This is a genomic window from Clostridium luticellarii, from assembly GCF_002995845.1.
Taxonomy (GTDB): domain Bacteria; phylum Bacillota; class Clostridia; order Clostridiales; family Clostridiaceae; genus Clostridium_B; species Clostridium_B luticellarii.
Window position 1 is genome coordinate 17,127 of sequence record NZ_PVXP01000016.1, and the last position, 26,874, is coordinate 44,000.

Here is a 26,874-nt window from a genome sequence, read left to right on the forward strand (position 1 = left end):
AATCTGCAAAAGGTTATAAGCTGTTAAAACTTATAATCTTTTGCAGTATAAAATTTATAGAAAGGATGATAAATATGAGTTGTTTGCTTTCGGTAAAACACCTACAGACGGCATTTAGGTCAAACAAAAAGGAAGTTGTATCTGTAGAAGATGTGAGTTTTGATATAAATCGGGGAGAAACAGTGGGAATAGTTGGAGAATCAGGGTGTGGAAAGAGTGTAACTTCTCTATCTATAATGAGGCTTTTAGGCAAAAGGGGATATATAAAAAACGGCAAGATAGAATTTGACAATGTGGATCTTGTAAATTTGGGAGATAAAGAAATGAGAGATATCAGAGGAAATAAAATATCCATGATATTTCAGGAACCAATGACATCTTTGAATCCTATTTTTACCATAGGAGATCAGATAACGGAAGCCATAAAGCTGCACCAGGACATGAATCATAAAGAAGCAGAAGAATATGCAGTGAAAATGCTGTCTTTGGTAGGTATACCCAGGGCAGACAAGATAATAAATGATTATCCTCATACCCTTTCCGGAGGAATGAGACAGAGGGTTATGATTGCCATGGCACTTTGCTGCAAACCTGAACTTTTGATTGCAGACGAACCTACTACTGCACTGGATGTTACCATTCAGGCTCAGATATTGGATTTGATCAAAAAATTGAGAAAAGAGATGAAAATGTCGGTTATGCTCATTACCCATGATTTGGGGGTTGTAGCAGAAATGGCGGACAAGGTTATTGTAATGTACGCCGGCCAGGTAGTTGAGGAGGCAGATGTTTTTACACTGTTTGACAATCCAAAACACCCCTATACCAAAGCACTTATAAAATCAATTCCCCAGATTGACGCGAAATCCGATGAACGTCTGGCATCCATAAAAGGCATGGTTCCATCCAGTTACCAGGGTATAGCCGGATGTAGATTTCATAATCGCTGCCCTTATGCATCCCAGCGGTGCAAAATGGAGGCACCGGTTTTAAGTTCTACTGGAGAAGGCCATAAAGTACGATGCTTTTTAGCTGAAAATGTGGAGGAAGTAAATAAGGAGGCAATATAACTTATGATTAAGGACATGGAGAAACAGGCAGCGCCAGCGCCTTTACTTTCTATTAAAAAATTAAAAACTTATTACCCCATAAAAAGGGGTATCCTATCAAAAACAGTTGGATATATAAAAGCAGTGGATGGTGTGGATTTGGAAATCTATCAGGGTGAAACCCTGGGACTTGTGGGAGAATCAGGATGTGGAAAATCTTCAATGGGACGCACAATTGTAAGGCTTGAAAATCCCACTGAGGGCAGTATTATTTTTAATAATGAAGATATTGCAGGGTATTCCAATAAACGCATGACCAGTATTCGCACTGATCTTCAAATAATATTTCAGGATCCCTATTCTTCCCTGAATCCTAAGAAACGTGTTTATGATATACTGGCGGAACCTCTCAAGGTTCATAAGATTGTGCCTGAGGACAAAATACCTGGACAAATTGACAAACTTCTGGATGCCGTGGAGCTTCCTAAAAATTTTAAAAACAGATATCCAAACCAATTTTCCGGAGGACAGAGACAGCGTGTTGGTATTGCAAGGGCCCTTGCGCTGAATCCAAAACTCATTGTCTGTGATGAACCTGTGTCTGCACTTGATGTATCTACTCAGGCACAGGTACTGAATCTTTTAAAGGATTTACAGAAGAAGTTAAATCTCACCTATCTTTTTATAGCTCATGGACTGGGGGCAGTAAAATATATAAGCGATAGAATTGCAGTTATGTATCTGGGAAAAATTGTAGAAATTGCAAGCAAGGATGAAATTTTCAAAAACCCCAGGCATCCATATACCAAAGCACTGTTAAGTGCATATCCAGTACCTAATCCGCACATGAGAAACAAGGAAAGAGTGATTCTGGAAGGGGATGTACCCAGTCCCGCAAATCCGCCGCAGGGATGCAGATTTCATACCAGATGTAAATTTGCCAGGGAAAATGTATGTGATAAAGATACACCGGAATTAAAACAGGTAAAAGGAGCAGAAGGAGAACATCTATCGGCTTGTTTTTTCCAGGATAGTTTTTAGCTAATGTTATTAAGGAGGACTTTTTAAATGGGTAACTATATTTTACGAAGAATATTGATAAGTATTCCAGTATTACTTGGCGTGACTATAATAAGTTTTGTAATCATAAATATGGCGCCAGGCAGCCCGCTGGATAAGTTAATTGATCCAAATCTTACTGCAGCTGATATTGCAGCCAGAAAAGCTGCACTTGGTCTGGACGGACCTTTGTATGCCAGGTATTTAGCTTGGCTGGGAAATGTGCTTCATGGGAATTTAGGATATTCGATGACATCATTTCAACCTGTATCTGAATTGATTGGACAGAGAATACTTCCCACCTTTGTTCTCATGGGTGCCGCACTTATAATTGGATTTGTCATTGCTATTCCCCTGGGAGTATTGAGTGCTACTAAACAGTATTCAAAACTAGACTATATTTCCACAACGGGATCACTTATTGGAATATCAGTTCCAACTTTTTTTCTGGGCCTTGTATTTATATATATTTTTTCATTGAAACTCAAATTACTGCCTTCAGGAGGCATGATAACACTGGGACAGGATAATGGTTTTGTGGACAGACTGAGACATTTGATACTGCCTGCTGTTGTCCTGGGGGTAAATGAAGCTGGAACACTTGTCAGGTATGTGCGTTCCAGTATGCTTGAAATACTGGATCAGGATTATCTGCGTACTGCAAGATCAAAGGGGTTAAAAGAATCCATAGTTATAAACAAGCATGCTTTTAAAAATGCAATGCTTCCTATTATAACTATAACAGGTCTGGAAATTGTAACTTTACTGGGAGGTTCTGTTGTTACCGAGCAGATATTTCAGTGGCCGGGAATAGGGCAGCTTACTATATCCTCTGTAATGAGCCGTGATTATACCACTTTGATGGGACTTATCCTGTTCGGCTCGGTGGTTTGTATAGTAGCCAATCTATTAATTGATATCATATATTCTATTGTCGATCCGCGCATTAGATATAACTAGGAGGTTAATATTATGAGCAAAATGGAAGCGGGATTGAAAAATAGTTCAAATGAATTAGCTATTGAAACCACCGCATCTAGTGAAAATTATGCACGCTTGATTCTGAAGCGTTTTAAGAAACATAAAATGGCTGTGACTGGAGTTATATTTATAGCAATATTGGCCGTGATTGCAGTGGCTGCTCCGCTTATAGCCCCACAAAGCCCTTATGCCGTAGAGAATTCCTTTGGCGCCGCACCTTCTGCAGGGCATGTTCTTGGGACTGATCAGGTAGGAAGAGATGTGATGAGCCGTCTTGTGTATGCTGCACGTGTTTCTCTCCTTGTTGGTATTGGAACCGTGATTTTAAGCGTGGGCATAGGCACAATACTTGGACTTATATCAGGATATTTTGGCGGGAAGATTGATATGCTTATTATGCGTATAACGGATATCTTCATGTCATTTCCACAGATGATGCTCATACTGGTTGTAGTGAGTATTGTGGGTCCGGGTCTCGGAAATATTATATGGGTTTTAGGCTTTCTCGGATGGCCTAGTGTGGCACGTCTGGTAAGAGGAAATGTACTTTCAATCAAGGAAATGGATTATGTAAAATCTTCCGTAGCACTTGGATTTGGCACTCCCAGGATATTATTTTCTCACATACTGCCCAACACCATGGCACCAATACTTGTAAATGCCACTTTTGGTATTGCCAGAGCTATTATATATGAGGCATCACTGAGTTTTTTAGGTATGGGAGTACAGCCTCCTACGGCAAGCTGGGGAAATATGCTCACAGATGCCCAGGCTCTTACGGTTTTGACTACAAAACCATGGCTTTGGTTTCCACCAGGAATTATGATTGTAATTACTGTTCTGGCATTTAACTTCATCGGTGACGGGTTGAGAGATGCTTTTGATCCCACAAATGAAAGATAATCAATTTTTGAAAAGCGAGGCACAATTTTATGGCTAATAAAGATGAAATAATAGATATTGTGGAAGAAAAAAGAAATTTATTTATTGATGTGAGTGATAGAATATGGGAATTTGCTGAAAACAGCTTTAAAGAATTTAAATCCTGTCAGCTTTTATGCAGTGTACTTGAAAAACAGGGCTTTATAGTTCATAAAAATGCAGCGGGAATTAACACTGCTTTCAAAGCGGTTTACGGCAGCGGCAGGCCAGTGATTGGAATTTTAGGTGAATATGATGCGCTTTACAATTTAAGTCAAAAAGAAAAAATTGCCGCAAAGGAAGCCATAGTTGAAAATGGGAATGGACATGGATGCGGGCACAATGCACTGGGGGCGGGTTCTCTTGCAGCTGCAGTGGCAGTTAAAGATTATCTTAAAAAGCACAATATGAGTGGAACAATATGTTATTTTGGGTGTCCTGCAGAAGAAGGTGGCTCAGGTAAAACTTACATGGTTCGTGAGAAAGTATTTGATGGAGTGGATGCAGTCTTTGGATGGCATCCACAAAGTATAAATACAGTACTTGGCAGCAGCATGACCGCCAATATAGAAGCATATTTCAGATTTTATGGTGTAAGTTCCCATGCAGCAGACTGTCCTCACCTTGGGAGAAGTGCACTGGATGCAGTGGAGCTTATGGATATAGGTGCAAATTATCTGCGGGAACATGTTATTCAGGATGCCAGGATACACTATGCTATTACAAACAGCGGCGGATCTTCACCTAATGTTGTACAATCCTATGCGGAAGTGATTTATCTGGTGAGAGCGCCTAAGGTGAACCAGGTAAAGGATATTTACGAAAGAATAAAAAATATTGCAAGGGGCGCAGCACTTATGACAGGTACCAGAGTAGAAGTGGTTTTTGACAATGCCCTTTCAAATCTCATCATAAACAGTACTTTAAATAAGGTGATGTATGAAAAAATGCTGGAACTTGGGCCTGTTGTCCCGGACGAAAAAGATCTTAAATATGCTGAAGCCATAAGAAATACTTTGACAGAAGAGCAAAAAAATTATTTCCCCATTTCTATGGATGACAAGCTCAAAGATAAATTGAGAAAAAAGACTATTGCAGATTTTATTATACCTTATAGAGAGAGCTCAAATATAATTCATGCTTCTTCGGATGTGAGTGATGTAAGCTGGGTGGTACCTACAGCACAGTGTTTTACAGCCTGTTATGCATTTGGAACGCCAGGACATTCCTGGCAGGTGGTGGCTCAGGTGAAAGCTGAATTTTGTCATAAAAGTATGCTGATGGCAGGAAAAATTATGGCACTTTCTGCATTGGAGCTGTTTGAAAAACCTGAACTCATTGATAAAGCCAAAAGTGAATTGAAGGAAAGACTTCATGGAGAAAAGTATGTATGTCCAATTCCTCCAGATGTCAAGCCGCCCTTAAATAAAGTGGGAATTATTTGATTGGGGGATGATGAAAAATGTATGTTATAGAAAAGGCTCAGGAAATTAAACCCTGGATGGTGAAACTTAGGAGAGATTTTCATATGCATCCGGAGCCGTCTTTTGAAGAAGTGAGAACATCGAAAATTATAGCAGGTGAGCTTGGAAAAATGGGCATACAGGTGACTGCTACGGGCAAAACAGGGGTTATTGGATTATTGCAGGGTAAAAAACCTGGAAAGGTTATAGGACTCAGGGCCGATATTGATGCATTGTCGGTTACAGAGGATACAGGACTGCCCTACAGTTCGAAAAATCCAGGCTACATGCATGCCTGCGGTCATGATACTCATATTGCAGAACTTTTAGGAGCTGTAAAAATATTGTCAGATTTAAAAGACAAATTAAATGGCAGTGTAAAATTTATTTTTCAACCTGCGGAGGAAGCGGCGAGTGGTTCTGATTATATGATAGCCAATGGAGTACTTGAAAATCCAAAGGTGGATATGATTGTGGGAATGCATACCTTTGGCATGATTGAAACGGGCAAGGTGGTGGTTCAAAAAGGACCTTTTATGGCATCTGGTGATGAATGGCACCTTACTGTAGAGGGGAAATCCTGTCATGGTTCCTCTCCCTGGCAGGGTGTGGATGCAATGCCCTGTGCAGTGGCCATAATGGAAGGATTTCAAACCATTGTCAGCAGATTCAACGATGCAAGGGATCCCATAGTCATAAATGTGGGGACTGTGAAAGCTGGGGAAAGATTCAACGTGGTCCCTGGAAAAGTCGAGATGACTGGAATGAACAGGGCTTTGTCCAGGAATTCCAGAGAAATGATGCCTAAATGGATGAGAAAAATAATAAATGGCATCTGTGATGCCTATGGCTGTAAATATAACTTTGAATATAAAGATGGATTTAAACCCACTATTAATGATGATGCATGCACTGAATTTGCCAGAAAGTCCGTAGCCAAACTGATAGATGAAAAAAATATTATTCAGGTAGGAAAGATCATGGGTTCTGAAGATTTTTCCTCTTACCTTGAAAAGGTACCGGGTACATTTATAATACTTGGCGGCGGGAACAAAGAAAAAGGATGGATGCATTCCCAGCATTCCAATCATTTTACTATTGATGAGAACTGTCTTCCCATAGGAGCAGCGGTTTATGCCCAGATAGCAGCAGATTTTTTGGAAGTGCAATTGTAAATTGGAGGTAATGGAAGATGAGCACATTGGATAAAGCAAGAGAAATTAAGCCCTGGATGGTGGAACTCAGGAGAGACTTTCACATGCATCCTGAACCTTCCTTCGAGGAGGTGAGAACCTCAAAAATTATTGATGAAAAACTTAGAGAAATAGGTATAAAAACTACTTCTACGGGAAAAACAGGAGTGATTGGAATATTGCAGGGTGAAAAGCCTGGAAAGGTTATAGGACTCAGGGCCGACATTGATGCATTATCGGTTAGAGAGGATACAGGACTGCCCTACAGTTCGAAAAATCCAGGCTATATGCATGCCTGCGGCCATGACACACATATTACAGAACTTCTGGGAGCTGCAAGAATATTATCTGGTTTAAAAGATAAACTGGCGGGAAGTGTGAAATTTATTTTCCAGCCTGCAGAAGAAGCTGGGACTGGCGCTGAATATATGGTGGAGCATGGAGCACTTGAAAATCCGAAGGTGGATATGATTGTGGGAATGCATACTTTTGGATTGATTGAAACTGGAAAAGTGGTAGTTCAAAAAGGGGCTTTAATGGCTTCTATAGATGTATGGAATCTTACTATAGAGGGGAAATCCTGCCATGGATCTTCACCCTGGCAGGGAGTAGATGCAATGCCCTGCGCAGTAGCTGTCATGGAAGGATTTCAAACCATTGTCAGCAGATTCAATGATGTCAGAAATCCCATAGTCATAAATGTGGGAACTGTAAAGGCAGGGGAGAGATTCAACGTGGTCCCCGGAAAAGTTGAAATGACTGGATCAAACAGGGCGTTTTCAGAGGATTCCAGAAAAATGCTGCCCAAATGGATGAAGCAAATGGTGGATAATGTATGCAGTGCTTATGGCTGCAAAGCTGAATTTAAATATGAAAAAAGCTGCAGTCCTGTAATCAATGAGGCTGTTTCCACTGAACTGGTGAAAAAATCTGTGGCCAGAGTGATAGGGGAAGAAAATGTAATTCAAATACCGCCGGTCATGGGCTCTGAAGATTTTTCAACCTATCTTGAGAAAGTACCAGGGACTTTTATGATACTCGGTGGTGGAAATTCAGAAAAAGGATGGACGTATTCCCAGCATTCCAATCACTTTATTATTGATGAAGATTGCCTTGTTGTGGGAGCTTCCGTTTATGCCCAGACAGCTTTGGATTTTTTACAGAGTTGATATTTTGAATTTTTTACAGTGATATGTGTATATTTTAGTATAGGGGTGATTTGAAAATGGATAGGATAGTATTAGCTGAAGATGAACCTATTACTAGAATGGACATTTGTGAAATGCTTACATCTTCAGGATATGATGTAGTGGGAGAAGCTTCTGACGGACTGCAAGCAGTGGATTTATGCAGAAGGTATGCACCGGATTTGGCTATCATGGATATAAAAATGCCCAAATTGGATGGCATTCAGGCTGCACAATTGATAATAAAAGAAGAAATAGTACAGGTAGTAATAATGCTCACGGCTTATAGTGGAAAGGAATTTGTAGACAAGGTGAAGGAAATTGGTGCCATGGGATATATTGTGAAACCAATAGACGAAAGGAAACTGATTCCTCAAATTGAAATTGCAATATCCAAGGGCAGAGAGATTAAATCCATTAAAAATAAAATTATGGAAGCAGAACAACAGGCTGAAAAAACTAAGATAATTTATAGAGCCAAGGAACTGATTATGGAGAAATACAGTATAACCGAGAATGAAGCCTATGGCAGAATAAGAAAATTGAGCATGAACAATCAGTGTTCAATTCTGGAAACTTCAAAAAGACTTATAGAATTTCACGACAATCATATCAAATAGGAAGTGGGAGAATACATAGTATGCTGCGTCGATTATGCAAAAAAAATACATCTTTAAATGAAGAGGACATATGTATTTTAGAGAGGATAGAGAAATGCATTCCCTATATCTCTAATTTAGTCAGAGCTGATATTTTTATAGATTGTTTGATTAAAGATTCCGATATAGCAATTGCAGTTGCACAGGCAAAGCCGTCCAATCACGTGTCACTTTATAAAACTTCCACGGTGGGGGAACTGGTATACAGGCAAAACGAACCTGCGGTTTTAAGAACACTGGAGCTGGGTATAGGAACTGTGGATTTAAAAGCAATCACCCAGGAAAATATAGTTGTAAAGCAAAATACTGTACCCATTAAAAGCAATGTGGATAAAATAATTGGAGTACTTATAATGGAGCAGGATATAACTGAGGATGTAAGCAAAAATAGAAATATGGAAATTTTGTCTGAAACCACAGAGCAGCTCACGGAATCACTTATGAATTTAAAAAATCATGATTTGCCGAGTACCATTGATTTTAACTTGATAAATGATGCCATTGTTATATTTGATCAATATGGAAATTGTATTTATTTAAACCGCAATGCTGAAATATTGTATAAAAAACTTGGCTATAAAGACCAGATACTGGGTATGAAATTTGAAAATCTAGTTTTAAACAAAATAAGTTTTTATGAAATATTAAAGCAGGGTAAATCAACCTTGTGTGAAACCAGGGTGAGCAGCTTTTCACTTCAGGTAAAATATGCAGTTACAAAGAGTTCCTCCAATGTATACGGAGTTGTTATGCTCATTAAGGATGTGACGGATATAAGGGAAAAAGAAAAACAACTTATTTTGAAAGCTGTAGCTATCAGGGAAATACACCACAGAGTAAAGAACAATCTTCAAACCATAGCCAGCATTTTAAGACTTCAATCCAGAAGAATAAATAATAAAGAAGCAAAACAGGCCTTTAGCGAAAGCATAGGTAGGATACTCAGTATAGCCTCCACCCATGAAGTATTGTCTCAGAACGGAATAGACGATGTGGACATAAAAGCCATCCTTTCTAAAATAAGGGATAATTTTTTAAAGAATTTATACCAGGAGGGCAAGGGAATAGATATAGTACTTGCTGGAGACAGCTTTTCCGTAAACTCGGATAAAGCCACATCTATAGCCATTGTTATAAATGAGCTTCTCGAAAATTCCGTAAAGCACGCTTTTGCAGAGTGCAGCAAAGGGCTTATAAAAATAACAATAAAAACAGGAATTATGTATTCCAACATATCCATAACCGACAATGGCAAGGGATTTGATATGAATCAGGTAAAAGTCAACAGCCTTGGATTGAATATTGTAAAGAGCATAATAAAAGATAAACTGAATGGTGATATAAATATTGAATCCGGTAAAAACGGAACTAAGGCTGTGTTCTCTTTTGAAAATTGACAGTATTGGCTATAGATTTATAGATTCCCAAAATACTTTTGTGTAAAAGATTTAAAAAGTTTATCGGCTTTTGTAAAATATTTTTCTTCTTTCCAGGAAAGATATATTGTTCGTTTGCATTTTGGTATATCTATGTGCAGAAGTGAAATTGAAGGACCTATGAGCTTTGTCCAGGATATTGAAGGTACAAATGCAATTCCAAGTCCAGCCTTTATAAGTCCTCTTACCATTGAAGGTTCATCACTTTCAAAGACTATATTTGGTTTGAACCCCGAATATTCACAAAATATGTCTGTTATTCTTCTCAAGTCCTTATTGGGTTTAAGACTTATAAAAGGCTCCTTTTCCACTTCAATCAAGTTTAAACTCTTTTTACGGGCAAGAGGATGATTGTTTGGAACTCCCAAGTATATTTCTTCTGTCCTGAGTGGAATACTTGATTTATTTAATACATAGGAATAAAGTGATAAAATTGAAAAGTCACAGTCATCACTTCCATATTCGTTTTTGTTCTGAAAAAGACTGAATCTTACGTTTGGATGTATTTCTCTGAAGGAACTTAAAAGATCGGGAATAAGACCGGATGCAGAGGATATCATAAGCTTTATATTCTGAGGTTCTTTTCCCTTCATGTCATCTATCTCTTTCTTTCCATCCTCTATGGAATTAAGTGCCGAATGTACTTTCCTAAAAAATGCTCTGCCATATCTGTTCAATTTTATATTTCTGCCGTATCTGTCAAACAAATTGACACCCAGCTCATTTTCAAGCTGTTTAAGTGTCCTGCTCAGGGAAGGCTGAGATACGAGAAGAAGTTTCGAGGCCTTTGTAATATTTTCATATCTGGCTATAGTTTCAAAATATTTCAATTGTTGAAGTTCCACAATATCCCCCTTTATAGCATATATGTTATATACATATATAATAACATGTATTGGAAGTTATATGTATATAAATATAAAATTTAAGTATGGGGGTGATTTGCAATGAGAGAGATTAAATTAAACAGTAGAAAATGGAATTCAAGACATCTTGAAAAGGAGAAAAAGCTGGAAGATGTTTTAAAAATTTTTAAGGGTAAGATAATACCTGCTGACAAAATAGTAGATGTAATGGAAAATGTAATATATCCCGGGAATATAGTTACCCTTGAAGGAGACAACCAAAAACAGGCTTCATTTTTGTCCAGGGCGCTTTTAAATGTTGACAGGAGAAAGGTGAACAATCTTCATATGGTGATGTCGAACATTTCAAGAGATGAACATCTTGAGATATTTAAAAAAGGCATAGCCAGCATGCTGGATTTTTCCTATGCCGGTTCCCAAAGTGTAAAGGTATCCAATATGCTGAAGGAAGGGAGTCTTAAAATAGGCGATGTTCATACTTATCTGGAGCTTTATTCAAGGCTGTTTGTGGATCTTATTCCAGATATAACCCTTGTTGCCGCCGAAAAGGCAGACGGGGAAGGTAATCTCTATACGGGGCCAAATACCGAGGAAACCTCTGTACTGGTAGAAGCTGCCGCTTTTCACGATGGTATAGTAATAGCCCAGGTAAATGAAATAGACAATCATCTTCCAAGAGTTGACATACCTGGTTCCTGGGTGGACTTTATAGTTGAATCAGATGTTCCCTATGATATAGATCCGCTGTTTACAAGAGATCCTGCAAAAATAAATGAAGTCCAGATTCTAATAGCCATGATGGTCATAAAGGGAATATATGCAAAACACCATGTCCTTTCTCTGAATCACGGCATAGGATACAATACAGCTGCTATCGAACTTTTGCTTCCTACTTATGGAGAGCTGTTGGGATTGAAAGGGAAAATATGTACCAACTGGGTTTTGAACCCTCACCCAACTCTAATACCTGCTGTAGAATCGGGATGGGTAAAGAGCGTATACAGCTTTGGAGGAGAGCTTGGTATGGAAAAATATGTTTCTTCCAGATCCGATGTGTTCTTTGATGGAAAGGATGGAAGCCTGAGATCCAACAGAGTTTATGCACAGATGGCAGGACAGTATGCTCTTGATGCTTTTGTAGGATCTACTCTTCAAATAGACAGTATGGGAAATTCATCTACTGTTACAGAAGGAAGGCTTTCCGGTTTTGGCGGAGCACCAAACATGGGATCGGATTCCAGGGGAAGGAGACATTCCACTGAGGCATGGCTTGACATGGCAGTCTGTGGAGGAGAAATACAAAAGGGCAGGAAACTTGTAATTCAAACTGTTGAAACCTTTAAGAGAGGTGATAATCCTGTATTTGTGGACAAACTTGACGCAGTAAAAGTAAGGAGTGATTCAGGGCTTCCAATAACACCTGTGATGATATATGGTGACGATATAACTCATGTTGTCAGTGAAGAGGGAATAGCCTACCTGTATAAAGCGCAAAATTTAGATGAGAGAAAAAAGGCCCTGGCTGCAATAGCAGGTGTCACCGGCCCGGGGCTTTCAATAACAGATGATGAAGTCTATGCCTTAAGGAGAAAAGGTCTGGTTGCCTATCCTGAGGATATTGGAATAAAGAGAACGGATGCAAAGAGGAGTCTTCTTGCGGCGAAGGACATAGAGGATCTGGTTCAGTGGTCCCAGGGACTTTATGAACCGCCTGCGAAATTTAAAAATTGGTAGAGAGGAGATGTAATTGTGGAGGTATATAAATTCAAGTATGAAAATTGCAGTCAAAAAGTACGGGGAAAGAGCCAGGTAGGAGCTGTAGGGCCTAGAAACCTTGAAGTTATTATAGAGCCCAATGATAAAAGCAATGAGTCCCAGGTAATTATAAGAACCGGAATCACTGGCAGAGAGAGTATATATAAAAACCTTCTAGACAGGTTTTTCACAAAATATCCTGTATCCATACAGATGGTGGTAAATGATTTTGGAAATACTCCCGGTATAGTGGAGCTGAGAATACTTGAAGCATTGGAGGGGATCAGAGATGTGGCTGAAAGATAGTTTTATTGAATTGAAGGGAAGAGAAAGGGCAAAGACAATTTTTGATACTGGAACCTTTAAGGAAATTTTAGGGCCTTATGACTACGCGGAATCTCCACATCTTGAAATCCAGGGTGTCGTTCCTGAAAGTGATGATGGAGTTATAATTGCCAGGGGAAAAATAAATTCACAGTATGCACTTGTAATATCAATAGAGGGAATATTTTTAAATGGGGGGATAGGAGAAGTTTCAGGGGCCAAATTTTCAGGCGCATTGAATCTTGCACTTGAGGAAAACAAAAAGGGAAATAGGATAATACCTATAATCATGTTTGACAGTGGAGAAGTGAGGCTTCAGGAAGTCAACTACGGCCTTATGGCAGTTTCTGAAATACAATCTTCAATTATAAAACTTAGAAAATATGTACCTGTTATTGGAATCATAGCTGGAAATAGAGGAAACTGCGGTTCTCTGGCAGTAACTGCAGCACTGTGCTCCAGATTGATAATGACCAGGCATGGCAAGTATTTCATGAATGAACCTTCTGATACTGAAGAAAAAGTTGGTAAAAAGGAGTTTAACTTTAAAGACAAAAGGTTCATATGGAGTGTTGGTGGTGGAAATGAAAGATATGTCCAGGGATTCTGCGATTACCTTGTTGAGGACGATATAGACAGAATAAAGAGTACTGTACTTGAAGCCATGAGTTGTGATGGAGAGGAGAATTTGAGAAGCAGAAATCAGGCATATTATTTAAGCAAGATATGGGAAAAGTACTGTGAAAACGGAAAAGTTAATGGTGAAAAGTTAAAGAATCCATCAGCCAGGGGAAGAATCTGGTTTGAAAAATTGGCTGGAAGGACTGGAACAGATGCTGTAAATGATTCAGTTCTCAGTAATAAAGTTGTTCTGGGAGGAATTGAAATGTATATTCTCTCCGTAGTACCCAATTTAAAAAATGTATTTAAAAATGCAAGAAATGGAGAATTTGGTTTATACGAAGGATTGACGATTGCAGAGAGATTGAATGACCTGATGAAAAAAGATGAAGGCAAATCCAGAAATGAAAAGACTCCCATACTGGCTGTGGTGGATATAACGGGACAGGCGTATGGATATGAGGAAGAGATAATGGGAGAGTTTCAATCCTGTGCTTGTGCGGTGGATGCATATGCAACCGCCAGAGAAAAAGGTCATCCGGTAATTGCACTTATAGTGGGAAAAGCAGTATCATCAGGATTTCTTTCCCATGGATGTCAGGCAAATAGGATTCTTGCTTTTGATGATCCTGAAGTCTTTATACATCTTATGAATAAGGAGTGTTTTTCAAAAGCTTTGAAAAAGGGAGTTGAATATGTGGATAAAATTGCGGAAAGAGTGCCCGGAATATCCTATGATATAAAATCCTGTGAAAAAATCGGATTGGTTTCAACTGTGATAAGAGGGGTAAATGCAGATGAGCCTTCCGATGAAGATATGAAAAAGGTTGAAGGAATCATTGTGGAAAATGTAAAAGATATAAGAGAATCCTCTTCTACGGATTTATGTGCAGGAATTAAAAATGAGAAAATAAAAGGAAAAAGAGGAAATTCTCTTGAAATAATAGAGAAGCTGGAAAAAGAATGGAAATCAAATCAATAATAAAGCATAAATATTTTATTAAATTATTATAAAAATGTACTTTACATTAACAGATTATTGTGATAAACTTACTATAATTTAAAAAGTAGCTGCACTGGAGCAGTTATTTTATATTTGAAATTTTTACTGTTGTAACAAAAAACAATATAGTTCTAATAGGCAATGGAGCCTGAACACGCCGCAAGTGTTTGGGCTCCATTTGTTTAAATTGAAATTCCTTATGGAAAGAGGTGATTGCATAAAGTAATGGGAGATGAAATTTTAAGTGTGGGAATTGATATTGGGACAAGCACTACCCAGATTATATTCAGTAAAATTACAGTACAAAATACAGCAGGAGCTTTTCTTGTGCCCAATATGAAAATCACAGATATAGCGGTGACTTATAGAAGTGGAATATATTTTACACCGCTGTTGTCCAAAGAAGAGATAAATTTGGAACAACTTAAAAAGATAATACTAAATGAATACAAGTCAGCAGGTGTTCATAAAGAACAGATTTCAACCGGAGCCATAATTATAACCGGAGAAACTGCGCGAAAAGAAAATGCGGAGAAAGTTTTAGAGATTCTTTCGGATTTTGCAGGAGATTTTGTGGTAGCAGCAGCAGGACCTGATCTTGAGTCCATATTGGCTGGCTATGGCTCTGGAGCAGGTGATATGTCAAAAGACAGGGCTGCCGGGATTGTAAATTTTGATATAGGCGGAGGAACAACAAACTGTGCCGTATTTTCAGGGGGAGAGGTGGTGGATTCTTTTGCTCTTGACATAGGGGGAAGGCTTATAAAATTTGATGGTGAAGGCAGGATAACTTATATATCGGATAAAATAAGAAAACTTATATGTAATTTAAAATTAAATCTCTGTATTGGCGAGAAGGCTGAATTTCGTGATTTAAAATCTCTTACAGATGAATTTGCAAAAATACTTTCCAAAATTTTCTATAACAGGAATTTGAATAAGGTGGAGGAAAAACTTTTTATAAATCACAAAAATGAAGGTGTAAAATCAGGCTTTATTATGTTTTCAGGCGGAGTAGCTGAATTTATATACAGTGATTTAAAAATAAACGGAATTTCAGATACCATGAGATTCAAGGATATAGGACCGCTGCTTGGATATTCCATAAGGCAGATCTTTGAAAATGAAGGGGATAAATTGCTGCGGCCCAGAGAAAAAATAAGAGCTACAGTAATAGGTGCCGGGAGCAATTCTGTAAAAATAAGCGGAAGTACCATAATGTTTGAAGATGATATACTGCCCATGAAAAATATTCCCATTGTGAGGATACCCATGGGTGAAAATGAAGAACCTCAATTCATCTGTAAAAATATATGGAGCAGATCCAGAATGTACAGTAGCGGCAATATGGCAATTGCATTTAAAGGCCCTAAATCCCCGGGGTATTTTGCAATAAAAAAGATGGCAGAGGGTATAGTCAAGGCCTTTGAAGGCAGTGACAATCCCATAGTTGTGATAATTCAAAATGATTTTGCAAAGGCACTAGGACAGACTATTAAAAACATGGACACACATCATAAAGTGATATGTATCGACAATGTAGAAGTCAGAAATGGAGACTATATCGATATTGGAAAAGCCATTTCAGGAGTGGTGCCGGTGGTGGTGAAAACTTTGATTTTTAAAAGCTGACAGAGAAAATATTTTTAAATAGTAGGTGATTTACGTGATATTAAAGACAAGACTTCTAAAAAAAACGTATTGTTTCAAGGACATAAAAGACGTTCTTGCCAAAGCAAATGAAGAAAAATCAGGAGATGCCCTGGCTGGAATTATAGCGGAAAATGATGCTGAAAGGGTTGCAGCAAAAGTTGTTTTATCTGAAATGACTCTTGGGGATTTAAGAAACAATCCGGTGGTGCCCTATGAAAAGGACGAAGTTACCAGGGTCATTCAGGATCAGGTGGATGAGAACTGCTACAACAAAATCAAGTCTTTCACTGTAGGTGAATTCAGGGAATTTTTATTGAAATCCCATGAAAAAGACATAAAAGGTATAAGAGATGGTCTGACATCCGAAATGATAGCTGCGGTGGCAAAGCTGATGAGCAATATGGATTTGATATATACGGCTAAAAAGATCAAGAATCTGGCTACATGCAATACTACAATTGGAAGAGCAGGTACATTTTCTTCGAGAGTTCAGCCTAACAATGCAAAAGATGATGTAGATGGAATTATGGCTTCCGTGATGGAGGGCATAAGCTATGGTGCGGGAGATGCGGTAATAGGGTTGAATCCTGTTGGTGACAGCGCAAGCCAGGTGGCTATGATTTTAAATAAATTTGAGGAATTTATAAAAAAGTGGAATATTCCCACCCAAAATTCGGTTTTAGCACACATAACCACCCAGATGGAAGCACTCAAAGAGGGAGCTCCCATGGATCTTATGTTTCAGAGCATAGCAGGTTCCCAAATATCAAATACAGCTTTCGGTATAGATGTCAAGCTCCTTGATGAGGCTTATGAACTTATGAAGGAAAAGAAAAACTGTACAGGTGATAATTTTATGTATTTTGAAACAGGCCAGGGTTCTGAACTTTCTTCAGAGGGGCATAATGGAGCGGATCAAGTTACCATGGAGGCAAGATGCTATGGACTTGCAAAACGATATAAGCCCTTTCTGGTGAACACCGTAGTGGGATTTATAGGACCTGAATATCTGTATGACGGAAAGCAGACCATAAGGGCAGGGCTTGAAGATCATTTTATGGGAAAACTTACAGGGCTGCCCATGGGAGTAGATGCCTGTCACACAAATCATATGAAATCGGATCAAAATGATTCAGAAAATTTGGTGGTGCTTTTGGGAGCAGCCGACTGTACTTATATAATGGGAATACCTGTGGCGGACGATGTAATGCTGATGAATCAGACAACCAGTTATCATGATGTGGCTGCAGTCAGAGAAATAATGAATAAAAGACCCATAAAAGAATTTGAAGACAGCATGGAGAGACTTGGCATAATGAAGGATGGCAGGCTCACGGAAAAAGCCGGAGATCCATCTATATTCGTAGATTAGAGGTGAGTTATTTTGAATGAACAATATATAAGGGACATATCCGAGGTGGATTATACCTCAAGGGTCACAATACAAAATCCTAAAAATCCGGATGCCTGCAGAGAATTGAAGAAAAGTACAAATGCCAGAATATGCGTGGGAAGAGCTGGCTGCAGATACAGAACCGAAACGCTGCTCAAATTTTTGGCGGATCATGCTGCTGCCATGGATTCTGTCTGGTCCCATGTAGATGAAGATATAGTTGATGATTTGGGATTTTTTAAAGTACAGACCATTGTCAGGGATAAAGAAGAATATATAAAAAGACCTGATCTGGGAAGAAAGTTTTCCAGAGAAACTTTAAAAAGAATAGAGGATAACTGTATAAGCAGTCCCGATGTTCAAATTATAGCTGCAGATGGTCTCAGCGCCTATGCCATAGATACAAACCTGAAAGACATATACTCCATAATTTTAGATGGAGTAAAAGCAAAAGGATATAGGATAGGCACTCCTATATTTGTAAAATACGGCAGAGTGGCCGTCATGGACAGAATAAGCGAGGTGCTTGATGCCAGGGTTACGGTGCTTCTTGTAGGAGAAAGACCTGGACTTGTTACCAATGAAAGCATGAGTTCTTATATGGCATATGAATCCAGCACCTTAAAACCCGAATCCCAGAGAAATGTGATTTCAAATATATACAAGGATGGTACTCCGCCTGTGGAGGCAGGTGCCCAGATAGTCCACCTGATTGAAATAATGTTGAAAGAAAAAAAGAGTGGAATTGATTTGAAAATGTAAAATTTTAAAGGCGGTGTATAATATGAAAAATACAGAAAGTAATTTAGGAAACAGTATTGAATCAAATAGTTACAAACAGGAGCTTAAGAGAAACTTGAAATTATTCAGTTCTTTTGCCGTAGCCTTTTCTTTTATTTCCATAACCACCGGTATATTTGCAAATTACAAGTTTGTAATTTCCACTGCAGGACCTGCAGGAATCTGGTCCTGGGTCATAGCCTTTATCGGGCAGCTTCTTGTAGCCCTGATTTTTGCGGAACTTTCCGGAGTGATACCTGTTTCAGGATATTCCTACCAATGGATAAAAAGACTTTCAAACAATATGATGGGATGGATAATAGGATGGGTCTGCATCTGCTTTCTGGTATTGGTGGTTCCGGCAATAGATTCTGGGCTTGCACCTATAGTTGCTTCTCTTTTTGGACTTGCAGGAACTCCTTCACAGATAACGATGATAGTTGTTGCCACTTTAATTATTCAGGCTGCTATAAATATCATAGGAGTAAAGCTGGCAGCTTTTATAAATAATGCAGCGGTGTTTACGGAAAGTATCGGAATAATTTCTCTTACGGTCATATTGCTTGCAATCTCCTTGAAAAATGGAAATAACCCCTCCATATTGTTTAATACGGCAAATACGGGAGAAGGCATGTCTTATATAAAACCCTTCATGATGAGTATGCTTATGGGCTCATTTACGTTAGTCGGATTTGAATCTGCTGCAAATTTGAGCGAGGAAACCATAAATGCCAATAAAACTGTTCCAAAAGCCGTTGTGGGCTCAGTACTTATTGCAGGAATATTTGGCACGTTTTTTCTGATTGCCGTGACTCTTGGAATTAAAAATCTTCCTGCTGCTATTGCGTCCAACAGTCCACTGCCGTATATACTTCAGTCGAACCTGGGGAATGCAATAGGTACTTTGTTCTTGATAATAGTTACCATTTCCATATTTGCCTGTGGAACTGTGGCCATGACATCAGGCTCCAGGCTTGTATATGTTATGTCAAGAGACAATGCATTTTTCTTGAGCAATTTGTTCAGAAAAGTTTCACCGAAGACGTCCTCCCCCATATATGCCACGGTTCTGATTTTGATATTTGGAGTTATAGCTACATTGTTTTCAAGTTCTTTAACTACGTTGATAGGTGTTACAGCCATACTTCCTGCAATCATATATTTTACAACTATAATATGCTATGGTCTTACCAGAAAAAAGGTAAAAATCGAAGAGGGATCTTTCAATCTCGGAAGAGCTGCAAAACCGGTATTTATTTCAGCTGTAGTATGGCTTGTATTTGAACTTGCAATACTCACTCTGCCTTCCGATTTTCATAAAACTGCTCTGGTATCCATAGTGCTTATATTGATAGGATTTGTTCTTTACTTTGCAGTATTCAAAAAGAGAACAGAAATTGAAGGCAATTTTGAAATAGAGAAAAAGGAAGCAGCAAATTAAAACAGAGGTAACTGGAAGCGAGGGAAATTTTGAGATGAAAAATTTCCCTCGCTTTATGTAAATAATTAACTCATGCACCATTTTAGAATATGTGCATAAATTAATATATGAAGTAATAACATGGAGGTTTTCTGTGCTTATTTATGTAGTTAAGCCAGGGGATTCACTTTGGAAAATATCAAATTATTACAACATTTCAACTGCTCAAATAATCAGTGCCAATGGGCTTCAATATCCCAACAGATTACTTGTCGGACAGTCATTGATAATTCCTGTGGAAGATACTTCAGGGCAAAGACCTTCCATATATGTAAATGGCTATATCTATGATTTTACCGAAAATTCTCCCGGCATTGTAAGAGAAGTTGGGGATTATCTGACCTATTTAAGTCCTTTTGCATATAGAATCAGAGAAGATGGTAGTTTGGAGGCCATAGATGATTCTGCTCTAATAAATACAGCCTATGCTGAAAATGTAGTTCCTATGATGGCTGTGACAAATTTTACGGCTACAGAGCTGGGTAATAATCTGGCACATGCGGTTCTGTCCAATGCAGATATCAGAGAAAATCTTGTAGACAACATAATCAATATCATGAGAAATAAAGGATATTTAGGAGTAAATATTGATTTTGAGAATGTACTTCCCGCAGATAGAGAAAATTATAATACATTCCTTGAGCTTGTGGTTGAAAGACTTCACAGGGAAAATTTTTTCGTATCAACTGCACTGGCTCCCAAAACAGGACCGGGTCAGCAGGGATTGTTGTATGAAGCTCATGACTATGAGGCACATGGAAGAATTGTGGATTTTGTAATACTTATGACCTATGAATGGGGATACAGATTGGGACCCCCTCAGGCCATTTCACCTTTAAACAGGATAAAACAGGTGCTTGATTATGCAGTTACCGTCATACCGAGGGAAAAGATTCTATTTGGGTTCCAGCTGTATGCAAGGGACTGGATTGTTCCACATGTGCCGGGTATGGAGGCGGAGACCTTCAGCATGCAGGAAGCCGTAGCAAGGGCAGTCCGGCATCAAGTGGCTATACAATTTGATCCAGTCAGTCAGACGCCTTTTTACAACTATACGGATACACAGGGAAGGCGGCATCAGGTGTGGTTTGAGGATGCAAGAAGTGCCCAGGCCAAATTTGATACGGTTAAAGATTATGGGCTGAGGGGCATAAGCTACTGGGCTCTTGGCTTTCCGTTTCCACAAAACTGGACATTATTGGAGGGAAATTTCAATATCATAAAGCTGTTATGATCTGCAGTTAATTTAAAATGTACTTTGATTGGCTTTGTTAAGCCTTTTTAGAGTGCATTTTTGCATGTAAAAATATTTTTTGAGCATATTATAAAATTACATATTGCAAAGTTATTATTTTAGGAGTAATATATAAACATAGAAACCGGTTACTAAAGGAAGATAAAAATGAATAGAGAAAAAAAAGTGGTAATAGATGATGTGGCCAAGCTGGCGGGGGTTTCCAAGACGACTATATCAAGGTATCTCAATGGAAAATTTGAGTATATGTCTGAGAACACCAGAAAGAAGATAAGCAGGGCCATTGAAGAATTGGATTATAGACCCAATAATATAGCTAGAAGCCTAAAATCAAACAAGAGCAAGTTAATCGGTGTTGTTATAGCTGATTTAACTAATCCATTTTCTTCACTTATAATTAAAGGAATTGGTGATGGATGCAAGGTTAGAGGTTATAACATGGTTATTGTCAATTCAGATAATGATAAAACCAAGGAAGAAGAATACATTAAATCTTTGCTGGATCAAAGAGTAGAGGGTTTCATAGTCAACAGTACAGGTTATAATGAAGAGCTGCTGATTGATATTAAAGATAAGGGTACACCTGTAGTGATGCTGGATAGAATTTTACGTGAAGACAAGTTTGATTCAGTTACCAGCAATAATTATGAAATGACATCCGAAACAATTAATTATCTTATAGATGTTGGATTCAACAGTTTGTGCTTTTTTACCCAGGGAATTAAAAAAATTAGTCCCAGAAAAGAAAGAGAACAGGCATTTGTGGATGTCTGCAATAAAAGACTTGATAAATCAAATTTTAGTGTTTGTGTTATTGATTGTGAAAGAGAAGTAAATTTAGAAGTTGAGATATGTAAATTCTTAAGTAATTACAGTGGTAAAAAGGCAATATTTGCCGTGAACGGAGTTGTACTGTTAAAAATTTTATGTTCAATAGAAAAATTAAGCAAAAAAATTCCGGATGATGTGGGCATTTGCGGGTATGATAACTGGGGATGGGCTTCATTGATTCCTCCAGGGATAACTACTATAGCACAACCTTCATATGATATGGGATTCGAAGCTGCTAAAATATTGATTGATAGAATTGAAAATGGAAATATTGAAGAATTAGTACATGAAAAGCTTAAAGCAAAGCTGGAAATAAGGGGTTCTACGGTACTTCTAAATATATCAACGTAAGTTTTTACGTTGATATATTTAAAAGTATTTTGTAAATCGGTTTCTAAAAGCTTATATAAAAATACTCATGTAAACATTAACACAATATTTGAACAATTTTATTGAATTGTTTTGATTGGAATTATAATGATTTATATTCTTTAAGATTTTTAGAAACTGATTCACTAAGTGTTTTACATTACCAATAAGGAGGATGAAAATATGGGAAAAAATAAAATTAAGGAAAAGATGAGAAATCAGGCTATAGCAGTTGTCAGATGTTCAGAATTCAGTTTGGCTGAAGAGATTTCAAAGAGATTAATAGCCGATGGAATAAAAGCCATTGAAATTACCTATTCAGTTAAAGATGCCGGAAAATTAATTGAGAATCTAAAAAAACAGTTTCCAGACAGCTTGATTGGAGCAGGAACAGTTTTGACATTGGATCAGGCAAAAGAAGCAGTAAACTATGGAGCAGATTTTATAGTTTCACCATGTATAGTTGATGAAGTATGTGACTACTGTGTAAAAAATGATATATGCTGTTCGCAGGGTGCGGCGACTCCAACAGAGGCTTATAAAGCATACAAGATGGGAGCAGATATTGTAAAAATATTTCCAGGAAGTGCTTTTGGACCTTCATATATAAAAGAATTAAAAGGGCCATTCCCATTTATGAATTTTATGCCTACAGGCGGAGTAAGCGAAAAAAATGTAAAAGAATGGTTTGACAATGGAGTATTTGCCGTTGGTCTAGGTGGATATTTTACAAAGAATATAACCAAAGACAACTTAGAAGAGATTGATATAAGGGTTAAGAAAATATTTGATGCATTAAAATAGAATAAACATAGGAGGAATTACAGTGAATAGAGATTTAATTGTAATAAACACTTTGGTTTTTAACAGCTACGTGTCAAAAGGTTTTAAACAAGAGCAATTTTTTGATTTTGTATCAAAGCTTGGAGTAAAGAAAATAGAGATCAGGAGAGAATATATTAAAGATTTTTCTTCGGAACTACAGGCTATATCAAAAGCATCAAAAGAAACGGGAATACAGGTCTTTTACAGTGTTCCCAGGACGATTTTTGTAAACAATATAGTAGATAAGGAAAATTTAAATAAGTACCTGGAAGAAGCTAGAGCAATGAATTGTAAAGATGTCAAGTTAAATATAGGTGATTATGAAAATTATAAGGGAAATTTAAAAGAGGATTTATCACCGTTTGTTGATTTGAAATTCAATATCACAGTAGAAAATGATCAGACACAGCAGAATGGTACTTATAAAAATATAATTAAATTCTTAAATGATTGCAAAGCTCAAAATATAAACATAGGCTATGTTTATGACATAGGAAACTGGTATTGGGTAGATGAAAACGAATTAGACAACGCAAAGAGATTAAAGGAATTTACAAGATATATACATTTAAAAGATGTCAAAAAAACTGAAGATGGGAATTTAACTTTACCACTGGATGATGGAGATATAAAGTGGAGAGAAATTTTGGATATACTTCCTAAGAATATTGAAGTTGGGCTGGAATATCCATGCAAAGATATTTATGTTGTAGAAGCTGGAGTCAAGAAATTATTGGAATACTGAAGTTAATTAGGCAGTGTCTGAAAACGGTATTTTTATTTACGAGATCCATGTTTTTGGACATGCCTTAAACAAAAAATAAATTGAGAAAAAGTGTTGAAAGATCAACAGTGATTAACAAAGTCGGGAGGATTTTTTATGAATATGATTATAGGCATATTGCTACTTATAACCTATTTTGGATTTATATACTATGCCGTAAAAGGCGGAAACATAATGGTAGGATATTTTATAATGGCAATATTATGGACAATAATAGGTCTTATACCATTCAATACGGCAATAGTTGATGTTTTCTCCAAACCAGTTGAGGGATATGGAGCTACGGCAGTGGTTATAATATTCGGAAGTTGGTTTGGAAGGGTTCTAGTTGATACAGGAATAGCTGAAAATATAAGCAAAAAGACGCTTAAAATTGCTGGAAACAAACCTGTAATTGCTGCAATTTTAGTTTGTATAGCAACTACGTTTATATTTACCAGTGCATTTGGAGTTGGCTCGGTTATAGCTATTGGTGTTATCATACTGCCTATATTGTTTTCCCTTGGAATTCCAAGAAATATAGCAGTATCTGCATTTACCATAGCAATAGGTGCCGGAATGTATGTCAATATAGTTTTATTTAAACAGATGCAGTTATTTTTCCCATCGGTTAAGTACGATGCAAATTACCTTAAATTCGGTATAGCAGCCGCAGCTGTTCAAGTTATCGTACTGATAGTCATGCTGCTTTTCAATTCCAGAAAAATAGTTAAAGGCGAGAAAGAGGTTCTGGAAAAAACTGAAGAGAAAGAGTTGAAGAGTGTACCGGCAATAAGTTATATAGTGCCTATAATACCTATACTGATGACAATTTTATTTAAATGGCAGCCTATACCATCTCTTCTCTTGGCTACTTTGCTGGGGCTTTTATTGACGGGGAAATTAAAGACCTGGAAAGGATCCCTTGAAATTATAAATGCTACAATAAAGCAGGCTGTTTCTGATATAGCTGGATTGCTCATGATGTTGTTTGCGCTCACCATGTTTAGTGCAGCGGCTGCAAAGGATGCACAAAATTTTACTTCTATATTGTCAAGTGTCGTACCTCACAGTACAGTAATTATTGCGATAGCTATAGCAATACTTTGTCCTATAGCATTGTTTAGAGGGCCTTTAAATGTTTGGGGAGCTGGAAGTGCCACTGCGGCAATTTTGGCGGCCATGAATATTTTCCCAGCCAAATTTTTATTCCCATTATTATATATACCGGCAATTATGGCCATATCCACCTGCCCGACTCAATCATGGAATTTGTGGTCTATAAACTACAGTAAGATAGAAATTAAGAAATTTTTAAAAACAGGTTTTGCATGGTGCTGGATAGCCGCTGCAATTAATGAAGTTTTGGCAGTTATTATGTTTGGATAAAAATAAAATTAAATTAAAATGGAGGATTATTAGGATGAGTGAATTTATAACAATTGGAGAACCATTAACATTATTTGGAGCAGAAGGAGAATCTGAAACAGATAAAGAAATAAAAGATATAAACCACTTCGAAAAATTTTTGGCCGGTGCTGAGGTCAATGTATGTGTTGGTGTATCAAGATTAGGACATTCTGTTGAGTATATAACCAAATTAGGAGAAGATCCATTTGGAGATTTTATTAAGGAGAGCCTTGATAGAGAAAATATAGGTACAAGTTATATAAGTTCAACGGGAGACTATTTCACTGGATATCAATTGAAATCAAAAGTTAGTACTGGAGATCCCAAGATATTTTATTTTAGAAGAAATTCAGCTGCATCACATTTTACGGTAGATGATTTGCAGAAGCTGGATCTTGAGGATGTAAAGCATATTCATTTGTCTGGAATTTTCCCGGCATTGTCAAAAACCTCAAGAGATGCCTTTTATAAATTAATAGAACTTGCTGAAGAAAAGAATATAAGAACTACCTTTGATCCTAATTTAAGGCCGCAGCTTTGGAGCAGCAAAGAAGAGATGGTGAATACCATAAATGATATAGCCTTCAGAAGTGATATAGTTATGCCCGGTATAAATGAAGGATTGATATTGATGGGCAGCGATGACCCGGAGAAAATTGCCGATTTTTATTTGAACAAAGGGGTGAAACTGGTAATTGTAAAACTTGGAGCAAAGGGTGCTTTTGTTAAATCCAAAGAAAGAATGTATACAGTTCCTGGGTTTAAGGTTGAAAAAGTAGTGGATACAGTTGGTGCAGGAGATGGGTTTGCAGTTGGAGTTATAACCGGATTGCTGGAAGGATTAGATTTAAAGGATGCCGTCAGACGTGGAAATGCAATAGGAGCCATGGCAGTGATGTCTCCTGGAGATAATGACGGATATCCAACAAGAGAAAAATTGGAAAAGTTTTTAAAGGGTGAGGCTTAGATGAAGATACAGATAGCCCTGGACAGAGTGGATTTGGAAAAGGCTGAAAGTATTGCTGAAGAAGCTGAAGATTATGTTGATATAATAGAAGTTGGAACATCCCTTATTAAAGATTATGGAAAAAAATCAGTGAGTTTTATTAGAGAAAGATTTAAGAATAGGACGGTACTGGCAGATGTAAAAACTTGTGATGAAGGGGAATATGAATTTAGAGCCATGTTTGAGGCAGGTGCTGATATTGCTACTGTCATGGGGAATTCACCAATAGAAACTATAGAAATATGCTATAATGTTTCAAGGGAATATAACAAAGATATCATGATAGATCTTATGGAAACGAGCAAAAATAAGCTGGCGGAGTTAAAAAAGTTTGATGATGCCATATTTTTTGTTCACCTGCCCAAGGATAATAAACATGTAAATTTAATTGACAATTTTAATAAAAATAGTGATTTATATAGAGGAATCAAGAGAATTGCAGTAGGTGGGAATGTTAGGGAAGATATATTAAAGGATATAGTACTTATAAACCCGGAAATTTTAGTAGTTGGTTCAGCCATAACTAAATCCAGTGATATAAAATTGGCGGCCAGGCGGTTTAAGGAATTGCTGCAAAAATAAATTGGAGGTG

General features: G+C 37.6%; 24 protein-coding genes. 23 read left to right on the forward strand and 1 reads right to left on the reverse strand.

Features of this window, described 5'->3' with window-relative positions; genetic code table 11:
- Positions 1–74 precede the first annotated feature (74 nt).
- From CLLU_RS07590 to CLLU_RS07630, 9 genes are read left to right on the forward strand one after another with little or no spacing between them, the layout of a single operon-like run.
- Complete coding sequence (locus CLLU_RS07590) at positions 75–1,070, forward strand: ABC transporter ATP-binding protein (RefSeq protein ID WP_106009137.1); 996 nt, start codon at positions 75–77, stop codon at positions 1,068–1,070.
- 3 nt (positions 1,071–1,073) lie between these two features.
- Positions 1,074–2,090: an ABC transporter ATP-binding protein gene (locus tag CLLU_RS07595; RefSeq protein ID WP_106009138.1), complete on the forward strand. Its 1,017-nt coding sequence runs from the start codon at positions 1,074–1,076 to the stop codon at positions 2,088–2,090.
- A gap of 27 nt (positions 2,091–2,117) precedes the next feature.
- Entirely contained in the window at positions 2,118–3,068 is a 951-nt protein-coding gene (locus tag CLLU_RS07600; protein WP_106009139.1) for an ABC transporter permease, read from the forward strand.
- A 12-nt stretch (positions 3,069–3,080) separates the two neighbouring features.
- Complete coding sequence (gene opp4C / locus CLLU_RS07605) at positions 3,081–3,992, forward strand: oligopeptide ABC transporter permease (protein ID WP_106009140.1); 912 nt, start codon at positions 3,081–3,083, stop codon at positions 3,990–3,992.
- A 29-nt stretch (positions 3,993–4,021) separates the two neighbouring features.
- On the forward strand, positions 4,022–5,455 hold the full coding sequence (locus tag CLLU_RS07610; RefSeq protein WP_106009141.1) for a M20 family metallopeptidase: 1,434 nt from the start codon (positions 4,022–4,024) through the stop codon (positions 5,453–5,455).
- A gap of 17 nt (positions 5,456–5,472) precedes the next feature.
- The gene (locus CLLU_RS07615; RefSeq protein WP_106009142.1) at positions 5,473–6,648 is read left to right on the forward strand and encodes a M20 metallopeptidase family protein; all 1,176 of its coding nucleotides are present in this window, start codon (positions 5,473–5,475) and stop codon (positions 6,646–6,648) included.
- Between the two features lie 17 nt (positions 6,649–6,665).
- On the forward strand, positions 6,666–7,835 hold the full coding sequence (locus tag CLLU_RS07620; protein WP_106009143.1) for a M20 metallopeptidase family protein: 1,170 nt from the start codon (positions 6,666–6,668) through the stop codon (positions 7,833–7,835).
- 56 nt (positions 7,836–7,891) lie between these two features.
- Complete coding sequence (locus CLLU_RS07625) at positions 7,892–8,473, forward strand: ANTAR domain-containing response regulator (protein ID WP_106009144.1); 582 nt, start codon at positions 7,892–7,894, stop codon at positions 8,471–8,473.
- Between the two features lie 20 nt (positions 8,474–8,493).
- A complete protein-coding gene (locus CLLU_RS07630) occupies positions 8,494–9,909 on the forward strand; it encodes a sensor histidine kinase (protein ID WP_106009145.1) in 1,416 nt (471 codons plus the stop codon).
- 17 nt (positions 9,910–9,926) lie between these two features.
- Here CLLU_RS07630 and CLLU_RS07635 read toward each other — a convergent pair whose 3' ends face one another.
- Entirely contained in the window at positions 9,927–10,793 is an 867-nt protein-coding gene (locus CLLU_RS07635) for a LysR family transcriptional regulator (RefSeq protein WP_106009146.1), read from the reverse strand.
- Positions 10,794–10,895: 102 nt separating this feature from the next.
- Between CLLU_RS07635 and mdcA the strand changes: the two genes are divergently transcribed.
- From mdcA to CLLU_RS07705, 14 genes are all read left to right on the forward strand, one after another.
- A complete protein-coding gene (gene mdcA / locus CLLU_RS07640; RefSeq protein ID WP_106009147.1) occupies positions 10,896–12,548 on the forward strand; it encodes a malonate decarboxylase subunit alpha in 1,653 nt (550 codons plus the stop codon).
- Between the two features lie 15 nt (positions 12,549–12,563).
- Positions 12,564–12,875, forward strand: coding sequence for a malonate decarboxylase acyl carrier protein (locus tag CLLU_RS07645; protein WP_158255905.1), 312 nt, complete (start codon positions 12,564–12,566; stop codon positions 12,873–12,875).
- Entirely contained in the window at positions 12,859–14,496 is a 1,638-nt protein-coding gene (locus CLLU_RS07650; RefSeq protein ID WP_106009149.1) for a biotin-independent malonate decarboxylase subunit beta, read from the forward strand. Before CLLU_RS07645 ends, CLLU_RS07650 begins: the two co-directional genes overlap by 17 nt.
- Before the next feature lie 246 nt (positions 14,497–14,742).
- Complete coding sequence (locus CLLU_RS07655) at positions 14,743–16,149, forward strand: ethanolamine ammonia-lyase reactivating factor EutA (RefSeq protein WP_106009150.1); 1,407 nt, start codon at positions 14,743–14,745, stop codon at positions 16,147–16,149.
- 34 nt (positions 16,150–16,183) lie between these two features.
- Positions 16,184–17,542 (forward strand): ethanolamine ammonia-lyase subunit EutB, encoded by a 1,359-nt coding sequence (locus CLLU_RS07660; protein ID WP_106009151.1) that lies wholly within the window; start codon positions 16,184–16,186, stop codon positions 17,540–17,542.
- Between the two features lie 69 nt (positions 17,543–17,611).
- Positions 17,612–18,325 (forward strand): ethanolamine ammonia-lyase subunit EutC, encoded by a 714-nt coding sequence (gene eutC / locus CLLU_RS07665; protein WP_242977516.1) that lies wholly within the window; start codon positions 17,612–17,614, stop codon positions 18,323–18,325.
- A 22-nt stretch (positions 18,326–18,347) separates the two neighbouring features.
- Positions 18,348–19,784: an APC family permease gene (locus tag CLLU_RS07670; protein WP_106009153.1), complete on the forward strand. Its 1,437-nt coding sequence runs from the start codon at positions 18,348–18,350 to the stop codon at positions 19,782–19,784.
- A gap of 133 nt (positions 19,785–19,917) precedes the next feature.
- Complete coding sequence (locus CLLU_RS07675) at positions 19,918–21,057, forward strand: glycoside hydrolase family 18 protein (protein WP_106009154.1); 1,140 nt, start codon at positions 19,918–19,920, stop codon at positions 21,055–21,057.
- A 168-nt stretch (positions 21,058–21,225) separates the two neighbouring features.
- Entirely contained in the window at positions 21,226–22,260 is a 1,035-nt protein-coding gene (locus CLLU_RS07680) for a LacI family DNA-binding transcriptional regulator (protein ID WP_106009155.1), read from the forward strand.
- A 201-nt stretch (positions 22,261–22,461) separates the two neighbouring features.
- A complete protein-coding gene (locus CLLU_RS07685) occupies positions 22,462–23,082 on the forward strand; it encodes a bifunctional 4-hydroxy-2-oxoglutarate aldolase/2-dehydro-3-deoxy-phosphogluconate aldolase (RefSeq protein WP_106009156.1) in 621 nt (206 codons plus the stop codon).
- A gap of 22 nt (positions 23,083–23,104) precedes the next feature.
- Entirely contained in the window at positions 23,105–23,848 is a 744-nt protein-coding gene (locus CLLU_RS07690) for a sugar phosphate isomerase/epimerase family protein (RefSeq protein ID WP_158255906.1), read from the forward strand.
- 135 nt (positions 23,849–23,983) lie between these two features.
- Positions 23,984–25,255, forward strand: coding sequence for a gluconate:proton symporter (locus tag CLLU_RS07695; protein ID WP_106009158.1), 1,272 nt, complete (start codon positions 23,984–23,986; stop codon positions 25,253–25,255).
- Positions 25,256–25,289: 34 nt separating this feature from the next.
- Positions 25,290–26,243: a sugar kinase gene (locus CLLU_RS07700; protein WP_106009159.1), complete on the forward strand. Its 954-nt coding sequence runs from the start codon at positions 25,290–25,292 to the stop codon at positions 26,241–26,243.
- A complete protein-coding gene (locus tag CLLU_RS07705; RefSeq protein ID WP_106009160.1) occupies positions 26,244–26,864 on the forward strand; it encodes an orotidine 5'-phosphate decarboxylase / HUMPS family protein in 621 nt (206 codons plus the stop codon).
- Positions 26,865–26,874: the final 10 nt, after the last annotated feature.